Source organism: Pseudomonas sp. H2_D02 (genome assembly GCF_054677635.1).
In genome coordinates, this window is the sequence record NZ_CP162816.1 from 4,500,035 (window position 1) to 4,519,868 (window position 19,834).

At 63.5% G+C, this 19,834-nt stretch carries 14 protein-coding genes; 6 read left to right on the forward strand and 8 right to left on the reverse strand.

All coding sequences use genetic code 11. The annotated features are described in order from the left end of the window. Window position 1 precedes the first annotated feature (1 nt). The 3 genes from AB4N42_RS20475 to AB4N42_RS20485 are packed head-to-tail and all read left to right on the forward strand — an operon-like array spanning window position 2 to window position 2,329. Window positions 2-286 (forward strand): hypothetical protein, encoded by a 285-nt coding sequence (locus AB4N42_RS20475; RefSeq protein ID WP_030141268.1) that lies wholly within the window; start codon window positions 2-4, stop codon window positions 284-286. Continuing rightward, window positions 283-966 carry a response regulator transcription factor gene (locus AB4N42_RS20480; protein ID WP_030141267.1) on the forward strand — a complete coding sequence of 228 codons (684 nt, stop codon included), beginning with the start codon at window positions 283-285 and terminating at the stop codon, window positions 964-966. Before AB4N42_RS20475 ends, AB4N42_RS20480 begins: the two co-directional genes overlap by 4 nt. Further along, complete coding sequence (locus AB4N42_RS20485; protein ID WP_030141266.1) at window positions 944-2,329, forward strand: sensor histidine kinase; 1,386 nt, start codon at window positions 944-946, stop codon at window positions 2,327-2,329. The genes AB4N42_RS20480 and AB4N42_RS20485 overlap by 23 nt, the downstream gene beginning before the upstream one ends. A 180-nt stretch (window positions 2,330-2,509) precedes the next feature. On the opposite strand, the gene AB4N42_RS20490 is transcribed toward AB4N42_RS20485, so the two are convergent. From AB4N42_RS20490 to AB4N42_RS20505, 4 genes are all read right to left on the reverse strand, one after another. Further along, on the reverse strand, window positions 2,510-2,758 hold the full coding sequence (locus tag AB4N42_RS20490) for a DUF1652 domain-containing protein (RefSeq protein ID WP_030141265.1): 249 nt from the start codon (window positions 2,756-2,758) through the stop codon (window positions 2,510-2,512). 240 nt (window positions 2,759-2,998) lie between these two features. After that, window positions 2,999-4,486, reverse strand: coding sequence for a helix-turn-helix transcriptional regulator (locus AB4N42_RS20495; protein ID WP_460115237.1), 1,488 nt, complete (start codon window positions 4,484-4,486; stop codon window positions 2,999-3,001). A gap of 80 nt (window positions 4,487-4,566) precedes the next feature. Beyond that, complete coding sequence (locus tag AB4N42_RS20500) at window positions 4,567-5,850, reverse strand: Zn-dependent hydrolase (RefSeq protein ID WP_198797438.1); 1,284 nt, start codon at window positions 5,848-5,850, stop codon at window positions 4,567-4,569. 150 nt (window positions 5,851-6,000) lie between these two features. After that, complete coding sequence (locus AB4N42_RS20505) at window positions 6,001-7,479, reverse strand: NCS1 family nucleobase:cation symporter-1 (protein ID WP_030141262.1); 1,479 nt, start codon at window positions 7,477-7,479, stop codon at window positions 6,001-6,003. A 607-nt stretch (window positions 7,480-8,086) separates the two neighbouring features. On the opposite strand from AB4N42_RS20505, the gene hydA reads away from it, so the two are divergent. The 3 genes from hydA to preA all read left to right on the forward strand — a co-directional run bounded on the left by hydA (window position 8,087) and on the right by preA (window position 12,352). After that, on the forward strand, window positions 8,087-9,526 hold the full coding sequence (gene hydA, locus AB4N42_RS20510; RefSeq protein WP_217861716.1) for a dihydropyrimidinase: 1,440 nt from the start codon (window positions 8,087-8,089) through the stop codon (window positions 9,524-9,526). Between the two features lie 184 nt (window positions 9,527-9,710). Then, complete coding sequence (locus AB4N42_RS20515) at window positions 9,711-11,078, forward strand: NAD(P)-dependent oxidoreductase (protein ID WP_030141260.1); 1,368 nt, start codon at window positions 9,711-9,713, stop codon at window positions 11,076-11,078. Next, on the forward strand, window positions 11,078-12,352 hold the full coding sequence (gene preA, locus AB4N42_RS20520) for an NAD-dependent dihydropyrimidine dehydrogenase subunit PreA (protein WP_323154738.1): 1,275 nt from the start codon (window positions 11,078-11,080) through the stop codon (window positions 12,350-12,352). The genes AB4N42_RS20515 and preA overlap by 1 nt, the downstream gene beginning before the upstream one ends. A gap of 5 nt (window positions 12,353-12,357) precedes the next feature. Here preA and AB4N42_RS20525 read toward each other — a convergent pair whose 3' ends face one another. The 4 genes from AB4N42_RS20525 to cobN all read right to left on the reverse strand — a co-directional run bounded on the left by AB4N42_RS20525 (window position 12,358) and on the right by cobN (window position 19,832). Continuing rightward, a complete protein-coding gene (locus AB4N42_RS20525) occupies window positions 12,358-14,004 on the reverse strand; it encodes a phospholipase D-like domain-containing protein (RefSeq protein WP_407683490.1) in 1,647 nt (548 codons plus the stop codon). Window positions 14,005-14,203: 199 nt separating this feature from the next. Further along, a complete protein-coding gene (locus AB4N42_RS20530; RefSeq protein WP_033864565.1) occupies window positions 14,204-14,761 on the reverse strand; it encodes a vWA domain-containing protein in 558 nt (185 codons plus the stop codon). Window positions 14,762-14,862: 101 nt separating this feature from the next. Beyond that, on the reverse strand, window positions 14,863-15,870 hold the full coding sequence (locus tag AB4N42_RS20535; RefSeq protein ID WP_460115238.1) for an ATP-binding protein: 1,008 nt from the start codon (window positions 15,868-15,870) through the stop codon (window positions 14,863-14,865). A gap of 188 nt (window positions 15,871-16,058) precedes the next feature. Continuing rightward, complete coding sequence (cobN, locus tag AB4N42_RS20540; protein ID WP_460115239.1) at window positions 16,059-19,832, reverse strand: cobaltochelatase subunit CobN; 3,774 nt, start codon at window positions 19,830-19,832, stop codon at window positions 16,059-16,061. Between the last annotated feature and the right edge of the window lie 2 nt (window positions 19,833-19,834).

A 19,834-nucleotide genomic window follows, 5' to 3' on the forward strand; every position in this document is an offset into this window, starting at 1 on the left:
CATGCAGCTCTTCCTTGAAAGTTCAGTCGGTCCCGGCTCCTTGCGGCACGCCACTCTTTGCCTTGCGTCAATGCCCATCGGCGACAGCGCGCCAGAACAGGGCAGCGGGCGCAGCATGATGGTGCGCAGGGCAATGATGTTAGGGAATATTTGTGACGAAGTATTGATCCAGGCCACTGAATGCGCAGGCTGGCGCCTGATGAACTTTTTTTCAGAAAGCCGACAGGTATTCTTTGGCAAAATGCTGCGCAGTCGCTCCAACTTCCCCACACGGTACTGCCCATGAACCGCATCCTGACCATCGAAGACGACGCCGTGACCGCCCGTGAGATCGTCGCCGAACTGACCCGCAACGGCCTGGATGTCGACTGGGTCGACAACGGCCGCGAGGGCCTGGAACGTGCCGTCAGCGGCGACTACGACCTGATTACCCTGGACCGCATGCTGCCCGAGCTCGACGGCTTGGTGATCGTCACACAACTGCGAAGCATGGGCGTCGCCACGCCGATCCTGATGATCAGCGCCCTCTCCGATGTCGATGAGCGGGTCCGTGGTCTACGGGCAGGCGGCGACGATTACCTGACCAAACCGTTCGCCACCGACGAAATGGCCGCCCGGGTCGAAGTGCTGCTGCGACGCAACAACGGCGCCCGTGAACCGGAAACCGCCTTGCGGGTAGCGGACCTGGAGCTCAACCTGATCAGCCGCGAAGCCAGCCGCAACGGGCAGTTGCTGAGCCTGCTGCCCACCGAATACAAACTGCTGGAATTCCTGATGCGCAACAGCGGGCAGATCCTCTCGCGCATGATGATTTTCGAGGAAGTCTGGGGTTATCACTTCGACCCCGGCACCAACCTGATCGACGTCCACATCGGCCGCCTGCGCAAGAAAATCGACCCGCCGGGCCTGGAACCGCTGATTCGCACGGTACGGGGTTCCGGCTATGTCATTGCTGAACCCCGCTAAGGGCTGGCGCTCCTCCAGCAGCCGCCTGCTGGCGCTGTACAGTTCGCTGTTCGTGCTCTGGAGCGCGATCCTGATGGGGGTGATGTACTACGAGGTATTCGGCTACCTCGACAGCCTCGCCAAGCACTCCCTGATGCAGCGCCAGCATTTGTTCGCGCGCATCCACGGCGATCAGTTGGAAGACGCGCTGATGGCCAGCCTGACCCTGGACGAACGCGGCGTCGACGCCTATGGCCTGTTCGACCCGCAACTGCGTCACCTGAGCGGGCCGATCCAGCGAATCCCCGCCGACCTGCCGCTCGACGGCAAGATCCACATGCTCGGCGGCTGCGTGGATTCCGACGATCCGGACGTGCCTTCCGACAGTTGCGATGCCGTGGCGTCCCGGACCCAGGACGGCCGCTGGCTGGTACTGGCCCGGGACAACGGTTCGCTGTTCGCCGTCACGCGCATCATCCTGCACGCGCTGTTCTGGGGCGTCTCGCTGACGATCCTGCCAGGCATCGCTGGCTGGCACCTGTTGCGCCGTCGACCGTTGCAACGCATTCGCAAACTGCAGGCCAGTGCCGAAGCCATCGTCGCCGGCGACCTGACCCATCGCCTGCCGCTGTCGAGTCGGCGCGATGAACTGGACATGCTGGCAGCGATCGTCAATGCCATGCTCGACCGCATCGAACGGCTGATGAACGAGGTCAAGGGCGTGTGCGACAACATCGCCCACGATTTACGCACCCCGCTCACCCGCCTGCGCGCCCAGCTCTATCGCATCCAGCAGGAAGCCGCCGACGGCTCCCCCGAAGCGTTGCAGATGGATCAGGTGATCGCCGAGACCGATACGCTGATGGCGCGGTTTCGTGGCCTGTTGAGGATTTCGGAACTGGAGGACCAGCAGCGCCGCTCAGGTTTCGTGCGCCTCGATCCGTTGCAGCTACTGCAGGAATTGCATGATTTCTATCTGCCCTTGGCGGAAGAGCGCGAGCTAGTCTTCACCCTGGAAGTGCCCGACGCCCTACCCCTGCTCAACGGCGACCGGGCACTGCTGTTCGAAGCGGTGTCGAATCTGCTGAGCAACTCGATCAAATTCACCCCGCCGGGCGGCGAAGTGATCCTGCGGGGCGTGGACCAGGGCGACAGCACCCGCATCGAAGTGCTCGACTCCGGCCCCGGCATCCCCGAGGCCGAACGCAAGGCGGTGTTTCGACGCTTCTATCGCGCCGAGGGCAGCAGCCAACACGGCGGATTCGGCCTCGGCCTGTCGATCGTCGCCGCGATTGTCAGCCTGCACGGGTTTACGCTGGAGGTGGATCGCAGCGAGTCGGGGGGCGCGCGGTTGGTGCTCGATTGTCGGGCGACGTTGTTGTAAGAACGTTGATCTGCTTGGAGAACTGCTTTCCTGTGGCGAGGGGATTTAGTGAAACGTCGCACCGCCCCGCTGGGCTGCGCAGCAGGCCCCGTATCGATGCAACGCTAGCAAATGGCGAGCGCTTCGCACTCGAGCGGGGATAAATCCCCTCGCCACAACTAACTCCCGTCGACCTTGGAGTCAGGCAGGATCACTGCGATGCAACGGTGTGTTATGCAGCTCATAGCGCAACTCATCGACCAGCTTTTCCAGACTTTCTTCAGAGCGGATGCTGTCGACGCTCATGCCGCTGACCACCAGGTCGACCTCGCCGCTTTCCTGGTGATACAAACGAATGGTGAGCGTGCCGTCGCCATTGAGGCTGCAGTCGCAGGACAGCGGCGCAAAACTGTTTTCGAGACGGGCGCGTAACGGAGCCAGGTGAGTCATGGGTCGCACCTCAGCTTCGAAGTCGCAAATGGCCGGAAAATCGTTCCGGCCTCCTGGCTCCCGCAGACGTCCTGTCGATCTCACTTTTGAAGGGTTTGCTGCACATCGTGACGTATTCCTTGACTGTTTCGTGGGGACGCGACACCTACAACAAATGTCGCACCCCACCAGCCTAGGGACGTAACCGCCTGGGTAGAACCCGAATTTGCACCAGAATGCCAGGTGCATATGCACTAGCTATCATGGTGCCTTCATCCGCCATTCGTTCCCGAAAAGACCTCGCTCCCGGGCCCAGACGATCGCTTCGCTGCGGCTGTGAACGTCCAGTTTCGAATACAGCGTCGCCACATGATTGCGCACGGTGTTGGGGGCCAATTTCAAGCGCGCGGCAATTTCCTTGTCGGCCAGGCCTTCGCAAATCAGCCCCAATACATCACGCTCCCGGGCCGTCAGTTCGGTGAACGACGTCGAGGGTGATTGCGCGTTGATGCTTTTCACATTCGCCAGTTTTTCGATCAGGGTCCGGCTGAACCACGAGGCGTCCTTCATCACTTCCTCGATGGCCGCCACCAACTCCAGCTCCGAGCGCTTGCGTTCGGTGATGTTCATCAGCACCAGCAAATAGCAGGGTTTGTCCTGGATTGCCACGGTATCGGCGGCCACTTCGCAATCGATCTGCTCGCCGCCTTTCTTGTGTACCTTGACATCGACGCTGGACACGGCGGCGGCTTTCTCGAGCCGGGCAAACAACGCAGCGCTCGCCTCCTTGTCCAGGAAGCCGATTTCGTCCACGGTCTTGCCCAGCAGTTCCTCGCTGGCGTAACCGGTCGCCTGGAGGAAGGCTTCGTTGATTTCCAACAGTTGCAACTCGCCGCTGCAAATCAAGGTCGGCACCGGGGACAGGCGGAATGACTTGGCGAAGCGCTCCTCGCTCTGGCGCAGCGCGGTCTCGGCCTTGCGCCGCGGCTCCATGTCCATGAACGAGAACAGCATGCAGTCTTCATCGTGCAGGTCCAGCGGCTGTCCGGCGACGATCACCTGCTTGTTCGTACCGTCCGGCAAGCGCATTTCGGCCTGCATTTGCGGAATGGTTGCGCCCTGGCTGAGGCGTTCAATGGCGAGATCACGCTTCTCGGCGGCCTCCAGCACATCCAATTCGTACACCGAACGGCCGATCACCTGCTCGCGGCTGTAGCCGGTCATTTCCAGGAAGCCGGGGTTGACCTTGATGTAGCGCAAGTCGCTGAGACGGCAGATCACCGCGGGCGCCGGGTTGGCGGCGAAGGTTCTCTCGAAACGCTGCTCGGCGCTGGCCCACTCGGTCGCATCGCTGAGAATCAGCACCAGGTATTCCGGCTCGCCGGCAGCGCGGTCGGCCAGGACCATGCTGCGGATGCGGTGCACCCAGGTTCGATCGGGATCGGCCACTGGCGTGACTTCCACCAGCACGTCACTGAACTCATCACCACGGGCCACGCGGGCGATGGGATAGTTTTCTTCAGGCAGCGGATGATTATTGCGATAGCGCAAGTTGAAACGCCGGGCATATTCCTTGGCATTGGTGCCCAGTTCCCTCAGTTCCTGGACACCGTGCATGGTCAGCGCAGCCTCGTTGGCCCAGGCAATGGTCTGGTCGACCTCGACGAGTATGACGCCGTCGGACAGCCCGGCGATGATCTGCAGCAACTGGCGGCGATTGGTGTCGGTGTTCGGGACATCCTGATTCATTGGGTCTCCATGGGTCGTCACGTTCAGGCATGGATGCGTTGAAGGTTACGACCACATGGCTCTGGGATAGTGCGCCAGCCTCAAGCCGCCATGCGCCCCTCGGCGATCGCCTGGGAGGCGGCCAGCATGGCGCGCAGCAGCACGGCGCAGCCGGCGGCGAGGTCGTCGGGGGCGGCGTTTTCGATTTCGTTGTGGCTGATGCCGCCTTCGCAGGGCACGAAGATCATGCCGGCGGGGCCCAGTTCCGCGAGGAAAATCGCGTCATGGCCGGCGCCGCTGACAATGTCCAGGTGCGACATTCCTAGCCCTTGTGCAGCGCCGCGCACCGCCTCGACGCAGCCCGGATCGAAATACAGCGGCGGGAAGTCTGCCGTGGGTTTCAAATCGAAGGTCAGGCCGTGCTGCCGACACGTGTCTTCGATCACTTGCTTGACCTCGGCGATCATCGAATCCAGGCGCGCCGGTTCCAGGTGACGGAAGTCCAGGGTCATGCGCACCTCGCCAGGAATGACATTGCGCGACCCCGGATAGGCTTGCAGGCAACCGACCGTGCCGCAGGCGTGGGGTTGATGACCGAGGGCGGCGCGGTTGACGGCACCGACGATGATCGAGGCGCCCACCAGGGCGTCCTTGCGCAGGTGCATCGGCGTGGGGCCGGCGTGGGCCTCGACGCCGCGCAGGGTCAGGTCGAACCATTTCTGCCCGAGGGCGCCCATCACCACGCCGATGGTCTTGCCCTCGTCTTCGAGGATCGGCCCCTGCTCGATGTGGGCCTCGAAATACGCGCCCACCGGATGACCACTCACTTGCCGGGAGCCGGCGTAACCGATGGCGTTCAACGCCTGGCCCACCGTGATGCCTTCGGCGTCGGTCTTGGCGAGGGTTTCTTCGAGGGTGAATTTCTCGGCGAAGACCCCGGAGCCCATCATGCACGGGGCGAAGCGCGAGCCTTCTTCGTTGGTCCAGACCACCACTTCCAAGGGTGCCTCGGTCTCGATGCCCAAGTCGTTGAGGGTGCGCAGCACCTCCAGCCCGGACAATACGCCGAAGCAGCCGTCGAACTTGCCACCGGTAGGCTGGGTGTCGATGTGGCTGCCGGTCATCACTGGCGGCAGGTTCGGATTGCGCCCCGGGCGCCGGGCGAAGATATTGCCTACCGCATCGATGCTGACCGTACACCCTGCCGCTTCGGTCCATTGCACGAACAAGTCGCGGGCCTGGCGATCGAGGTCGGTCAGGGCCAGCCGGCACACACCGCCCTTGACCGTGGCGCCGAGCTGGGCCAGGTCCATGAGTGATTGCCAGAGGCGGTCGCGGTTGATGTGCTGGTGGGTGGATTGCAGGACGTCGGTGGCTGCGTTCATGGGGATCTCCATTTTTTCTGGCATGTTTTCGGTGTACTTGAGGCCGCCATCGCGAGCAAGCTCGCTCCCACAGGGATGTGCTGCGCACACAAATTTTTCATCCACCCCAATCCAATGTGGGAGCGAGCCTGCTCGCGAAGAGGCCCTCCTTCACACCGCTGTTTTAGCAACGGACGGGCTCGCTCGCATACTGCACAACCCGTAATAAATCACTCCGCCCAGCGCCGAGCCGGTGAACCAGCCGTAGCTGTAGAACCAACTGAACGCATTGCTGCCCAGGGACAGCAGCGTCAGCGCCACCGGTACGCCAAAGGCGATGAAACCGTTCCAGTTCCAGGCCGGGTAGATGTCGTCGCGGTACAAGCCGGCCAGGTCCAACTGCTGTCGCTTGATCAGGAAATAATCCACCACCATGATCCCGGCGATCGGCCCCAGCAGGCTCGAATAGCCCAGCAGCCAATTCGAATAAACTGACTCCAGGCTGACGTCGGAAACGATCCAGCCGAGTTTTTTCAGCAATTCGTGACCCATCAGCGCCAGCCCCACCAGGCCGGTGAGCAGCACGGCCTTCGTACGGCCGATCAGTTTCGGCGCCAGGTTCTGGAAGTCATTGGTCGGCGAGACGATGTTGGCCGCGGTGTTGGTCGAGAGCGTGGCGACAATGATCAGCACCATGGCCAACGCCACCCACATCGGGCTCTGGATGTGCCCGATCAAAGACACCGGGTCGGAGACGGTCACGCCCACCAGTTTTTCCGAGGCGGCGGTCATGACCACGCCGAGGGAGGCGAACAGGAACATGGTCAACGGCAAGCCGATGATCTGCCCGACGATCTGGTCCTTCTGACTCTTGGCATAACGGCTGAAGTCCGGGATGTTCAAGGACAAGGTGGCCCAGAAACCGACCATCGCCGTCAACCCGGCGAGAAAATAGCCAGTCACGCCAGCGCCTTCGGGTCGCTTGGCCGGGACCGCCATCAGCTCGGTCAGCGACACATTGGGCAACGCCCAGACCAGGAGCCCGGCCCCCACCAGAACCAGCAGCGGCGCAGACAAGGTTTCCAGCCACTTGATCGACTCGGCGCCGCGCAGCACCACCCACAGGTTGATGACCCAGAACACCATGAAGCCGATCACTTCGCCGGTACCGCCGAGGCTCTTCCAGCCCTCGAACACCGAACCGAGAAACAGGTGGATCGCCAGCCCGCCGAACATCGTCTGGATACCAAACCAGCCACAGGCGACCAGGGCGCGGATCAGGCACGGCACGTTGGAACCGATGACGCCGAAGGACGAGCGCAGCAGCACCGGGAACGGGATGCCGTACTTGGTCCCGGCAAAGGCGTTCAAGGTCAGCGGGATCAACACGATGATGTTGGCGAACAGGATCGCCAGCAGCGCCTCGCCCACCGTCAAGCCGAAATAGGCCGTGAGCACGCCGCCCAAGGTATAGGTCGGCACGCAGATCGCCATGCCGACCCACAGTGCGGTGATGTGCCATTTGTTCCAGGTTCGCTCGTGCACCTTGGTGGGTGCGATGTCGTGGTTGTAACGGGGGCTGTCGAGGACGTCGCTGCCGGCTTCGAGTTCGAATAATCCGTCGCGCTCGGTCACTGTTGATCTGGTCATGTCCGCTCCACTGTTTTCATTATTTTTGCTCATCGACGGGCGATGGCTGGAGTACTTGCACACGTACTGCCAATCACCTCGCCAGACCACGACAACACTCAATAACCGTGCCGAATGATCTGAATAACTGACGGGGTAATCGATATATTCCTTTCAACCATTTGATCTTCAACGCTTTAAGGTCAACTTGTCGTCCTGCTCCACTCTCTGATCATCGATGTTCAGGCTAGATGACCTCCGCGTCCTGTCGAGTGGGAGATTCAAAGTGGTGCGCCGTTGATCCACGCGAAGTGTCTAGACCGCACTACAAGCGCTTTCAAGCGGCTGATTTACCATGATAAATCTCGCTCAAATAGCGATCCTGTCAAGTGCGTCAAATTGGTGAGCATGCTCACCAATTTGGTGATTTGAATAGTTAATACTTTAAATTCAATAGGTTATAAAACGAATAAGCTTATAAAAAATAATCTTGCTCATTTCAATAACTCAAGCTAGCGTCTAATCCTGACAGTCGTGACAAGATTAAAACACTGCGCGACTAACCTACCGTAATGGATAAAACATAAAGAGCCGGCAACAGTCGGTCATGCCCTGCGAGGAACTCGGAATGTCTCTGTTGATCCGTGGCGCCACCGTTATTACCCATGATGAAAGTTATCGCGCCGATGTGTTCTGCGCCGACGGCGTGATCAAGGCCATTGGTGAAAACCTCGATGTTCCGGCCGCGACCGAAGTGCTCGACGGCAGCGGTCAATACCTGATGCCAGGCGGCATCGATCCCCACACCCATATGCAACTGCCCTTCATGGGCACGGTCGCCAGCGAGGACTTCTTCAGCGGCACGGCGGCGGGGCTTGCCGGAGGCACCACTTCGATCATCGACTTCGTGATTCCCAACCCCCAGCAATCGCTGATGGAAGCCTTTCATCAATGGCGGGGCTGGGCCGAAAAAAGCGCCAGCGACTACGGCTTCCATGTAGCGATCACCTGGTGGAGCGAACAGGTTCGCGAGGAAATGGGCGAGCTGGTCAGCCATCACGGCGTCAACAGCTTCAAGCATTTCATGGCCTACAAGAACGCGATCATGGCCGCCGACGACACCTTGGTGGCGAGCTTCGAACGCTGCCTGGAACTGGGCGCGGTGCCCACCGTGCATGCAGAGAACGGCGAGCTGGTCTATCACCTGCAACGCAAGCTGCTGGCCCAAGGCATTACCGGGCCGGAAGCCCACCCGCTGTCGCGCCCTTCCCAGGTGGAAGGCGAAGCCGCCAGCCGGGCCATCCGTATCGCCGAGACCCTCGGCACGCCGCTGTACCTGGTACACGTCTCGACGAAAGAAGCGCTGGACGAAATCACTTACGCCCGCGGCAAGGGCCAGCCGGTCTACGGTGAAGTATTGGCAGGGCATCTGCTGCTGGACGACAGTGTCTATCGCGATCCCGACTGGCAGACCGCCGCCGGTTATGTGATGAGCCCGCCTTTCCGTCCGCGCGGGCACCAAGAAGCGCTCTGGCATGGTCTGCAATCCGGCAACCTGCACACGACCGCCACCGACCACTGCTGTTTCTGCGCGGAACAGAAAGCCGCCGGCCGCGATGACTTCAGCAAGATCCCCAACGGCACCGCTGGTATCGAAGACCGCATGGCCGTGCTCTGGGACGAAGGGGTCAACAGCGGCAAATTGTCGATGCACGACTTCGTTGCCCTGACCTCCACCAACACCGCGAAGATCTTCAACCTCTACCCACGCAAAGGCGCGATCCGCGTCGGTGCCGACGCTGACCTGGTGCTCTGGGATCCCCAGGGCAGCCGGACGATTTCCGCCAAGACCCACCACCAGCAAGTGGACTTCAACATCTTCGAAGGCAAGACCGTGCGCGGCGTACCCAGCCACACCATCAGCCAGGGTCGGCTGGTCTGGGCCGACGGCGACCTGCGGGCCGAACGCGGGGACGGGCGCTATATCGAACGACCGGCGTATCCGGCGGTGTTCGATTTGCTGAGCAAGCGGGCTGAGTTGAATAAGCCGACTGCTGTGAAACGCTGAAATCGAGGCCTTCGGCCTTCGCGAGCAGGCTCGCTCCCACACTGGATTTTGGGTGAATGCAAAAACCATGTGCACAGCAGAGCCCCCTGTGGGAGCGAGCTTGCTCGCGAAAGCGTCAGCCCAGGCAACGAAAAAACCACTGCCCACCAGAGGCAGCACCTCAAACACCGTGAGGCCCGATTCCATGATCCAGCCCTTGAGCCATCTCCCCCATTCCCAGGAAGACCCGACCACCCTCGCCGCCCGCTTCAGTGACCTGGCGCCGCCCCTCAATGCGCGCCAGGCCCACCTGGAGGCGTCCCGCTGCCTGTACTGCTACGACGCGCCTTGCGTGAACGCTTGCCCTAGCGAGATCGATATTCCATCGTTCATTCGCAACATTCACCAGGACAACGTCCAGGGTGCGGCCCAGCGGATTCTCTCGGCGAACATCCTCGGCGGCAGTTGCGCCCGGGTCTGCCCCACCGAGGTGCTGTGCCAGCAAGCCTGCGTGCGCAACAACGCCCAGGAATGCGCGCCCGTGCTGATCGGCCTGTTGCAACGCTACGCCGTCGACAATGCCCACTTCAGCGAACACCCGTTCAAACGCGCCGCCGCCAGCGGCAAACGCATCGCGGTGGTCGGGGCAGGTCCCGCCGGGCTGTCCTGCGCGCACCGCAGCGCGATGCACGGCCATGACGTGGTGATTTTCGAAGCCCGGGACAAGGCCGGCGGCCTCAACGAATACGGCATCGCCAAGTACAAACTGGTGGACGACTACGCGCAACGTGAATTGGACTTCTTGCTGGAAATCGGCGGCATCGAGATCCGTCACGGCCAGAAGCTCGGCGACAACCTCAGCCTGAGCGACCTGCACCAGCAATTCGACGCGGTGTTCCTCGGCCTCGGCCTGGCTGCCAGCAAACAGCTGGGCCTGAGCGACGAACAAGCGTCAGGGATGCTGGCCGCCACCGAGTACATTCGCGAGTTGCGCCAGGCTGACGACCTCAGCCAGTTGCCGCTGGCCGACCGTTGCATCGTGCTCGGTGCTGGCAACACCGCCATCGACATGGCCGTGCAAATGGCCCGCCTCGGTGCCCGCGACGTCAGCCTGGTGTACCGACGCGGCCTGGAGGACATGGGCGCCACCGGGCACGAACAGGACATCGCCAAGGCCAATCAGGTCCGCCTGCTGACCTGGGCCCAGCCGCAGCAAGTACTGCTGGACGACAGCGGCGTGGTGCGCGGCATGCGTTTCTCCCGGACTCATCTGGAGAGCGGTCGGCTGGTGATCGGCAGCGAGACCTTCGACCTGCCCGCCGATGCCATCTTCAAAGCCATCGGCCAAGCCTTCGACGACGACGCGCTGGTGGACCCGCTGGCTCGGGAGCTCAAGCGCCAGGACGGACGCATCCTGGTGGACGAACACCTGCGCACCAGCATCCCCGGTGTCTATGCCGGCGGTGATTGCACCAGCCTCGACCAGGACCTCACCGTGCAGGCCGTGCAGCACGGCAAGCTCGCCGCCGAGGCAATCAATGCTCATCTCATGCTCAATGTGGAGGCTGCGTAATGGCCGATCTGTCGATTGTCTTCGCCGGCATCAAAGCGCCCAATCCGTTCTGGCTGGCCTCCGCGCCGCCCACCGACAAGGCGTACAACGTCGTGCGTGCCTTCGAGGCGGGCTGGGGTGGCGTGGTCTGGAAAACCCTGGGGGAGGATCCGGCGGCGGTGAACGTGTCCTCGCGCTACTCGGCTCACTACGGTGCCAATCGCGAGGTGCTGGGCATCAATAACATCGAGCTGATCACCGACCGTTCGCTGGAGATCAACCTGCGGGAAATCACCCAGGTAAAGAAGGACTGGCCTGATCGGGCGCTGATCGTGTCGCTGATGGTGCCGTGCGTCGAGGAGTCCTGGAAGAACATCCTGCCCCTGGTGGAAGCCACAGGCGCCGATGGCATCGAGCTGAACTTCGGTTGCCCCCACGGCATGCCGGAACGGGGCATGGGTGCGGCGGTGGGCCAAGTGCCAGAGTACGTCGAGCAGGTGACGCGCTGGTGCAAGACCTATTGCTCGCTGCCGGTGATCGTCAAGCTCACGCCGAACATCACCGATATCCGCGTCGCCGCCCGGGCCGCCCATCGCGGCGGGGCCGACGCGGTGTCGCTGATCAACACCATCAACTCCATCACCAGCGTCGACCTGGACCGCATGGTCGCCCTGCCCATCGTTGGCAGCCAGAGCACCCACGGCGGTTACTGCGGCTCGGCGGTCAAGCCGATTGCGCTGAACATGGTCGCGGAAATCGCCCGTGACCCGCAGACCCAGGGCCTGCCGATCTGCGGCATCGGTGGCATCGGCAGTTGGCGCGACGCGGCGGAGTTCATCGCCTTGGGCAGCGGCGCGGTGCAGGTCTGCACGGCGGCGATGCTGCATGGCTTTCGCATCGTCGAGGAGATGAAGGACGGCCTGTCGCGCTGGATGGACGAACACGGTCACGCCAACCTGCAAGCCTTCTCCGGTCGCGCGGTGGGCAACACCACCGATTGGAAGTACCTCGACATCAACTACCAGGTCATCGCGAAAATCGACCCGCACGCCTGCATTGGTTGCGGGCGCTGTCACATCGCCTGTGAAGACACCTCGCACCAGGCCATCGCCAGCCTCAAGTTGGCGGACGGCACCCATGCCTACGAGGTGATCGATGAAGAATGCGTGGGCTGCAACCTCTGCCAGATCACCTGTCCGGTGCAGGATTGCATCGAGATGGTGACGGTGGATACCGGCAAGCCGTTCCTGGATTGGAACCACGATCCGCGCAACCCCTACCACGTCGCGCCTTGAATCCCTTAACGGGCGCTGAACCTCAGCCGGGACAACATCCGCAGATCGCCGTCGCGGTAGTAGTCATCGGTCCAGCTGTCGTTCGGCGCCAAGGGCTTGACCTGCTTGAGGGCGAGTTTTTTCGCAAAGTAGCGGAACCGGTAGTGCTCGTAGAAGCGCAGCAGTTCCAGCCCGTAGCGGTCGGCCAGGTCGGTGTCGCCCTGGATGATCAGGTAGTTTTCGTCGTTGCCGCTGCTGGCCGCGGCGCTCAGGTTATGGCTGCCACTGATGATCGTCGGGGCATCACTGGTGAAGTCGGTGACCACCGCCTTGGTGTGCACCAGCAGGTTGCCCTTCTGGCCCTTCATGTTTTCCCGGAGCCAACCTTCCAGGCCGGTATTGAGTAACGCGGTGGCGGCGAACTCCGCGGTGCGATCGGCATGGAAACCGGTGATGCGGCTGGCAGAGTTCTGCAGGCCGTAGCGCAGCACATCGTCATTCGGCTGGCCGAGCAAGGCATCGAGAATCGTGTCCGGCAAGGCAAATGCCGTGACGAACAGCAGGTCCTTGCGCGCGGACCTGATGATGTCGACGAAGCGATCGAGATCACCTCGCCCGTTGCGGGGCGAAAATCCGGCGAACAGTTTGTCATCGGCGCTCATGGGATTGTATTGGGTCAACCAGTCGCGGGTGGCGTCGACGTCCTCGGGCGCGTGCCAGATCTGCTCGAACACCTGGCGGTAGCTGTCGCTGATCCGTGTATCGTCCAGCACATGGATGACGTTGGCCTGGCGATAAACACCATTGGCGGTGAAATTGGTGCTGCCGCACAGCACCGCCTCGGGCGTCAACGTGCCGTTTGCTTCGACCCGGCTCAGGACGATGAACTTGTCGTGAAAGATATTGTGTGTGACCCGCCCACGTTTGTTGGCAGCCGGAAGGTTTTCCAGGCTGGCTTCGTTGCGCAGTGTCGTGTCGTCATCCGGCTCGGCGTGGTACAGCACCCTGACCTGCGCGCCGCGTGCATGGGCGGCGCTCACCGCAGCGACGATCACCGGCAGTTCGTATTCATAGATGGCCACGTCCAGCGCCCAGTTGGCATCCAGGGCCCGGTCGATGAAGCCGATCAAGCGCCCCAGCAAGCCGTTTTCCAGCCAGCGACGTGGCGCGTCGGGCCATTCCTCGATGGACAACTTTTTATTGGCGCTGATCAGCGCATCCACTTCCGGAAACTTGCGCTGGAACGCCTGGCTGGCCGCCACCGCGCGATTGAACATGACCCGCTGGCTGGCCGGTTGACCGTCGTCGCTGGTGACGCTCACTTCCAGGGCTTCGCCCAGTTGCGGCGCATCGGGGCTGCCGTAGGCCAGGTGCACGCGGTAATGGATCGTCACGCCGGGATTGACGGCGTAATCGGCCCAGCGAAATTTCTGCAACGGTGCCTTGTCGCTGGGCGTGGCGTGGAATTGGGGAAAGGTGTGGGCCTTGTCGGGAAAGGTCAGGCTGTTGAACAGGAACAGCCAGGGCTTGTCGCCCGCCTGCTTCTCGATGGCAAAGCCCAACAGCCCCTTGCGCCGGGGTTCGGCGAGGTCCATGGCGAGCAGCACCCCGTTGGTGCCGGCGTAGGCCTTGACCCGGAAATCGTCCTGGGGATTGGTGACGAGTACGCGCATGGGTTCATTCCTTTGAGGGTTGCTTGAGCATAGAGCAGTGATGCGGGTTGGGTGGGCAGAGCATTGAAACCGCGGTGATGCCATCGCGAGCAAGCTCGCTCCCACAGGGAGCTGGGGTGTTCAGCAGTTATGTGCTCACAGCGAAACCCATGTGGGAGCGAGCTTGCTCGCGATAGGGCCCAGACAGCCACAGCACATTTCAAGTGCCTTCATCGATATGCCGATACTCAGCCCCCAACTGCCCCGCCAATTGCCGCGCCCGGCCCAGGCGAATCGGGCCGCGCTCGATGTCGATCAGCAGGCTGGGGCAATCGAGGGGCGGCAGGGAGTGCCCTTCCTTCACTCGGCCATCGGTCATCAACAGCACTCGCTGTCGCTCCGCCGGGAAGCGCTTGCGCCGGGCGGCCAGCCAGCGCTGCGCCTCGCCGATCGCCGCCAGCAACGGCGTGCCGCCGCCGGCGCCCAGCGCGTCGAGCCAGTGCCCCAGGCCGGTGGAGGCCTTGAGCCCCTGCACTTGCCAGGTCGGTGCGGCGCCGCTGGCGGTCAACAACGCTAGCCGCGCGCGTTGCCGGTAGGCGTCGTCGAACAGTTGCGCGAGCAGGCCCTTGCCGTCACTCAAGGCCCGATGGCGACGGGTCGAGGCCGACGCATCGACGATCACCAGCCACAGCTCATGGGCCGAACGCTGCCGCCATTTGAAACGCAAGTCGGCCAGCATGCGCGGACGTCCATTGAGCAAGGAACCCGGCCAGTCCACCAGGCCAGCGGTCGCCGCTTTGCTCCGTCCCTGGCGGCCCTGGTCGAGTCGCCCGGCGCGGGGTCTGGCATTCGCCCCCGCCGGCGAACGGGGACGAATGCCTAGGGCTTTTTTGGCCAGCTCGGCACATCACGCCGGGCGCCGGTCGGCAATGCCCGAGGCGGCAGGTCGCCCCATTGGCCCTGGCCTTCGCTGGGCTGGCTGGTTTCATTCGGGGTCGACGATGGTGCCTGGGTTGGCGCCGGAGCCGGTGCGGTGTGATCGCGGCGGCGATGACGCAGGGCAAACTCGGCAACCACGTCGATGTCTTCAGCAGCGATGGCTTGCGCGCCACGCCACGCGGCATGGGCACGGGCAGCCCGCAGCCAGACCAGGTCGGCGCGCAACCCATCGACCCCGGCGGCAAAACAACGCTCGGTGATCTGCCCCAGCGCCGTGTCATCCAAGGGGATCGGGGCCAAGCCTGCGCGGGCCTGTTCGCAGCGCTCACGCAACCGTTGCTGGGCAGGCTCCCACTCGGCGCAAAATGCCGCCGGATCGCTGTCGAAATCCAGCCGCCGACGGATGATCTGCCCGCGCTCGGCCGGGGCGGTATGGCCGTCCAGGGCCACGTTGAGACCGAAGCGGTCGAGCAGTTGCGGACGCAGCTCGCCTTCTTCCGGGTTCATCGTGCCGATCAACACGAAACGCGCCGGATGCCGATGGGAGATGCCATCGCGCTCGATCAGGTTGGTGCCGCTGGCGGCGACATCGAGCAGCAGGTCCACCAGATGATCCGGCAGCAGGTTCACTTCATCGACATACAACACGCCGCCGTCGGCCTTGGCTAGCACACCGGGGGAAAACTGCGCGCGCCCTTCCCCCAACGCCGCGCCCAGGTCGAGGGTGCCGACCAGCCGTTCTTCGGTGGCGCCCAGGGGCAAGGTCACGAATTGGCCGCTGGCCAACAAATCCGCCAGGCCCCGGGCCAGGGTGGACTTGGCCATCCCGCGCGGGCCTTCGATCAGCACGCCGCCGATCTTCGGATCGATCGCCGCCAGGCACAGGGCCAATTTCAGCGCATCGGCGCCGACCACGGCGGCGAGGGGGAAATGTGGGGTGTCGGTCATATGAGGTATCTCATGCATGTAAGGAGGTCCCCTGTGGCGAGGGAGCTTGCTCCCGCTGGGTCGGTCCGACGCCTCGGGCGCAGCGGCCCCGAGAACCTGAGGTCACGCTGTTGTTCTGGATGACGACTGCTTCGCAGCCGAGCGGGAGCAAGCTCCCTCGCCACAAGAGCCCGTCATTCATCGATAAGTCAGCCATCTTCTTCAATGTCCAGCAGCAGGTTTTCCAGCGCCTCGCGATAATCCCCCGGTTCCTGCCACATCCCGCGCTGCTGCGCTTCGAGCATTCGCTCGGTCATGTCCCGCAGCGCGTCGGGGTTGTGCTGGCGGACGAAATCCCGGGTATGCGGATCGAGGAGATAGGCATCGGCCAGCAAGGCGTACTGGTGGTCGTCGATCAGCTGCGTGGTGGCGTCGAAGGCGAACAGGTTGTCCACCGTCGCCGCCAGTTCGAATGCGCCTTTGTAGCCGTGGCGCTTGACCCCGTCGATCCACTTTGGATTGGCCGCGCGTGAACGAATGACGCGGTTGAGTTCTTCCTTCAACGTGCGGATCTTCGGCAGGTCCGGCTGGCTGTGATCGCCGTGATAACTGGCGGCGGCTTCGCCACTGAGGGTTTCCACGGCAGCGAGCATGCCACCCTGGAACTGATAGTAATCGTTGGAGTCGAGCAGGTCGTGCTCTCGGTTGTCCTGGTTCTGCAGCACCGCTTGCACCTGGCTCAGGCGCCGGGAGAATTGCGCCCTCGCCGCGGTGCCTTCGTCACTCGCGCCATACGCGTAGCCGCCCCAATTGAGGTAGACCTCGGCGAGGTCTTCACGGCTCTGCCAGAGCCGACCGTCGATCGCCCCCTGCACACCCGCGCCATAGGCGCCGGGCTTGGCGCCGAAGATCCGCCAGCCAGCCTGGCGCGCCGCGTCTTCCGGGAGCAAGCCCGATTGCAGCAGGGCTTCCCGCTCGGCGCGGACCTTGGCCGCCAGCGGGTTCAGGTCGTCAGGTTCATCCAGGGCCGCGACGGCCTGCACCGCCGCATCGAACAAGCGGATCAGGTTGGCAAAGGCGTCCCGAAAAAAACCGGAGACCCGCAGCGTCACATCCACCCGAGGCCGGTCCAGCAGGCTCAACGGCAGGATCTCGAAATCATCGACCCGCTGGCTGCCCGTGGCCCACACCGGACGCACGCCCATCAGCGCCATCGCCTGGGCAATGTCGTCGCCACCGGTGCGCATGGTGGCGGTGCCCCACACGGACAAGCCGAGCTGGCGCAGGTGATCGCCGTGGTCTTGCAGGTGCCGCTCGAGAATCAGGTTCGCCGATTGGAAACCGATGCGCCACGCCGTGGTGGTGGGCAGGTTGCGCACATCGACGGAGAAGAAGTTGCGCCCGGTAGGCAGCACATCCAGGCGTCCGCGACTCGGCGCGCCACTGGGGCCGGCCGGTACGAAACGCCCGCCCAGGGCATCGAGCAAGCCGCGCATTTCCGCCGGGCCACAGGCGTCCAGGCGCGGCGCGACGACGGCGCGCAGGTGGTCGATGATGCCGTGCACCGTCTCCCAACCCGGCGCGTCGAGCTGCCCGATCTCGCCGTCCAAGGCTTGTGCGATCAACCGTCCGGCGAACAATTCCAGGCGCTCGCGGCTATCGCCGACGGTGCGCCAAGGCTCGTCGCTGATGTCGCGCAAAGCCTCGGGACGCTCGCCGGTCCAAGGTTCGGCCAAGGCACAATCGAGCGGATCGAAACCCAGCCCGAACGCCTTCGCCAGCGCGCGAAGCAGGCTCGACTGGGCGCCCTTGCCGTCGCCCCGGGGAATGCGCAACAACGCCAGCAAGGTGTCGATGCGCAGCCGTCCGCCGGGCGACTCGCCAAAGATGTGCAAGCCGTCGCGGATCTGCGATTCCTTCAAGTCGCACAGGTAGGTGTCCAGGCGCGGCAGCCAGATCGCCGCATCGGCGTCGCTGTCGAGGGCGGCGTCAAGTTGCAACTCGCGGTCGATGTGGGTCTCGCGCACCAGGGCGAGGATGTCCCGTTGCAGCTCCCTGGCGCGGCGCGGATCGAGCAGCTGCGCCTCGTAGTATTCGTCGGCGAGCAACTCCAGGTTACGCAGCGGCCCGTAGGTTTCAGCGCGGGTCAGCGGTGGCATCAGGTGGTCGATGATCACCGCCTGGGTGCGGCGCTTGGCCTGGGCGCCCTCGCCCGGGTCGTTGACGATGAATGGATAGATGTTCGGCAGCGGTCCCAGCAGCACGTCCGGCCAACAGCTCTCCGAAAGCCCGACGCCTTTGCCCGGCAGCCATTCGAGGTTGCCGTGCTTGCCGACGTGGATCACGGCGTGGGTGCCGTAGGCGTGGCGCAACCAGAAATAGAACGCCAGGTAGCCATGGGGCGGCACCAGGTCCGGGTCGTGGTACACCGCGCTCGGATCGACCTGGTAACCCCGCGCCGGCTGGATGCCAACGAACGTCAGGCCCAGGCGCAAGCCGGCGACCATCAGGCGGCCGTCGCGGAACATCGGGTCCTGCTCGGGCGCGCCCCAACGCGCCAGCACCGCTTGGCGATTGGCCTCGGGCAGCGCGTCGAACATGGCCTGGTACGCGTCCAGGGCCAGGCTTTGATGGCAAGGCCGCAGGTCGAGGCTGTCCAGGTCGTTAGTGACGCCGCCGAGCAACTGCTGGATCAACGCGGTGCCGCTGGCCGGCAACGCGGCGGGCAGTGGATACCCTTCGGCCTGCATCGCCCGCAGGATATTCAGCGCCGCCGCCGGCGTGTCCAGGCCGACGCCGTTGCCGATGCGCCCGTCCCGGGTCGGGTAGTTGGCGAGGATCAGCGCCACCCGTTTTTCGCTGTTGGGCAGGCGCGCCAAGGTGGTCCAGCGCCGGGCCAGTCCGGCGACAAAATCCATGCGCTCGGGCACCGCCCGGTAGCACACCACGTCGCTTTGGCTGCGCTCGCTGCGCCAGGCCAGGTCCTTGAAGCTGATGGGCCGGCTGATGATGCGTCCGTCCAGTTCCGGCAAGGCGATGTGCATCGCCAGGTCCCGCGGGCCCAGGCCTTGTTCGCTGGCGCGCCAGCCGGGTTCGTTGTCCTGGGCGCAGATCGCCTGGATCACCGGGATATCGCGACGAAACGGCCGCAGGTGCGGTGCTTCCGGACTGGATTGCGCGAAGCCGGTGGTATTGAGAATCACCCCCGCCGCTACCTCGTCCAGCCAGTCTTCTACCTGGGCCAGACAGGCGGGTTCCTTGAGGCTCGCCACCGCGATCGGCAACGGATTGAGCCCCGCCGCTTGCAGGCGCTGGCAGAACACATCGATGAACGCGGTGTTCGCGGCTTGCAGGTGCGAGCGATAAAACAACAGCGCCGCCACCGGTTCGCCGGCCTGCCAATTGGCTTGCCAGTCGTTCAGGGTCGCGTTGTTTTTTTCCGGATGATAGATCGCCGTGCGCGCCAGGGGCTGGGGCTCGCCCCACGAATAATCGCGGCCAAACCATTGGCTGCCGAGATGACGGAACAGGTTGAGCGCGTTGTCCAGCCCGCCCTGGCGGAGAAATTGCCAGAGCCGGTCGCGATCTTCGACAGGCACGTTGCTCAAGTCGCTGAGCTCCGGGTCCGGGCGGTCGTCCCCCGGCACCAGGATCAATTGCACACCGCGTCCGGCCAGTTCCATCAGCCGCTCGATGCCGTAGCGCCAATAGCCGATGCCGCCGTGCAGCGACAGCAAGATGACCTTGGCGTGTTGCAGCACGTCTTCGAAATACAGGTCCACCGACGCGTGGTTCTGCACCTGCATCGGGTTGGCGAGGCGGAACTGCGGGTAGTCGTCCGGCAACTGCCGCGCCGCTTCGGCCAGCAGTGCCAGGCTGGAATCGCCGCTGCACAGGATCACCAGCTCGGCAGGGGTTTGCCCGAGGTCGGCGATGTTGTCATCCGACACGAAACCGCCGGGCTGGGTCCTGAGCAGGTGCATGG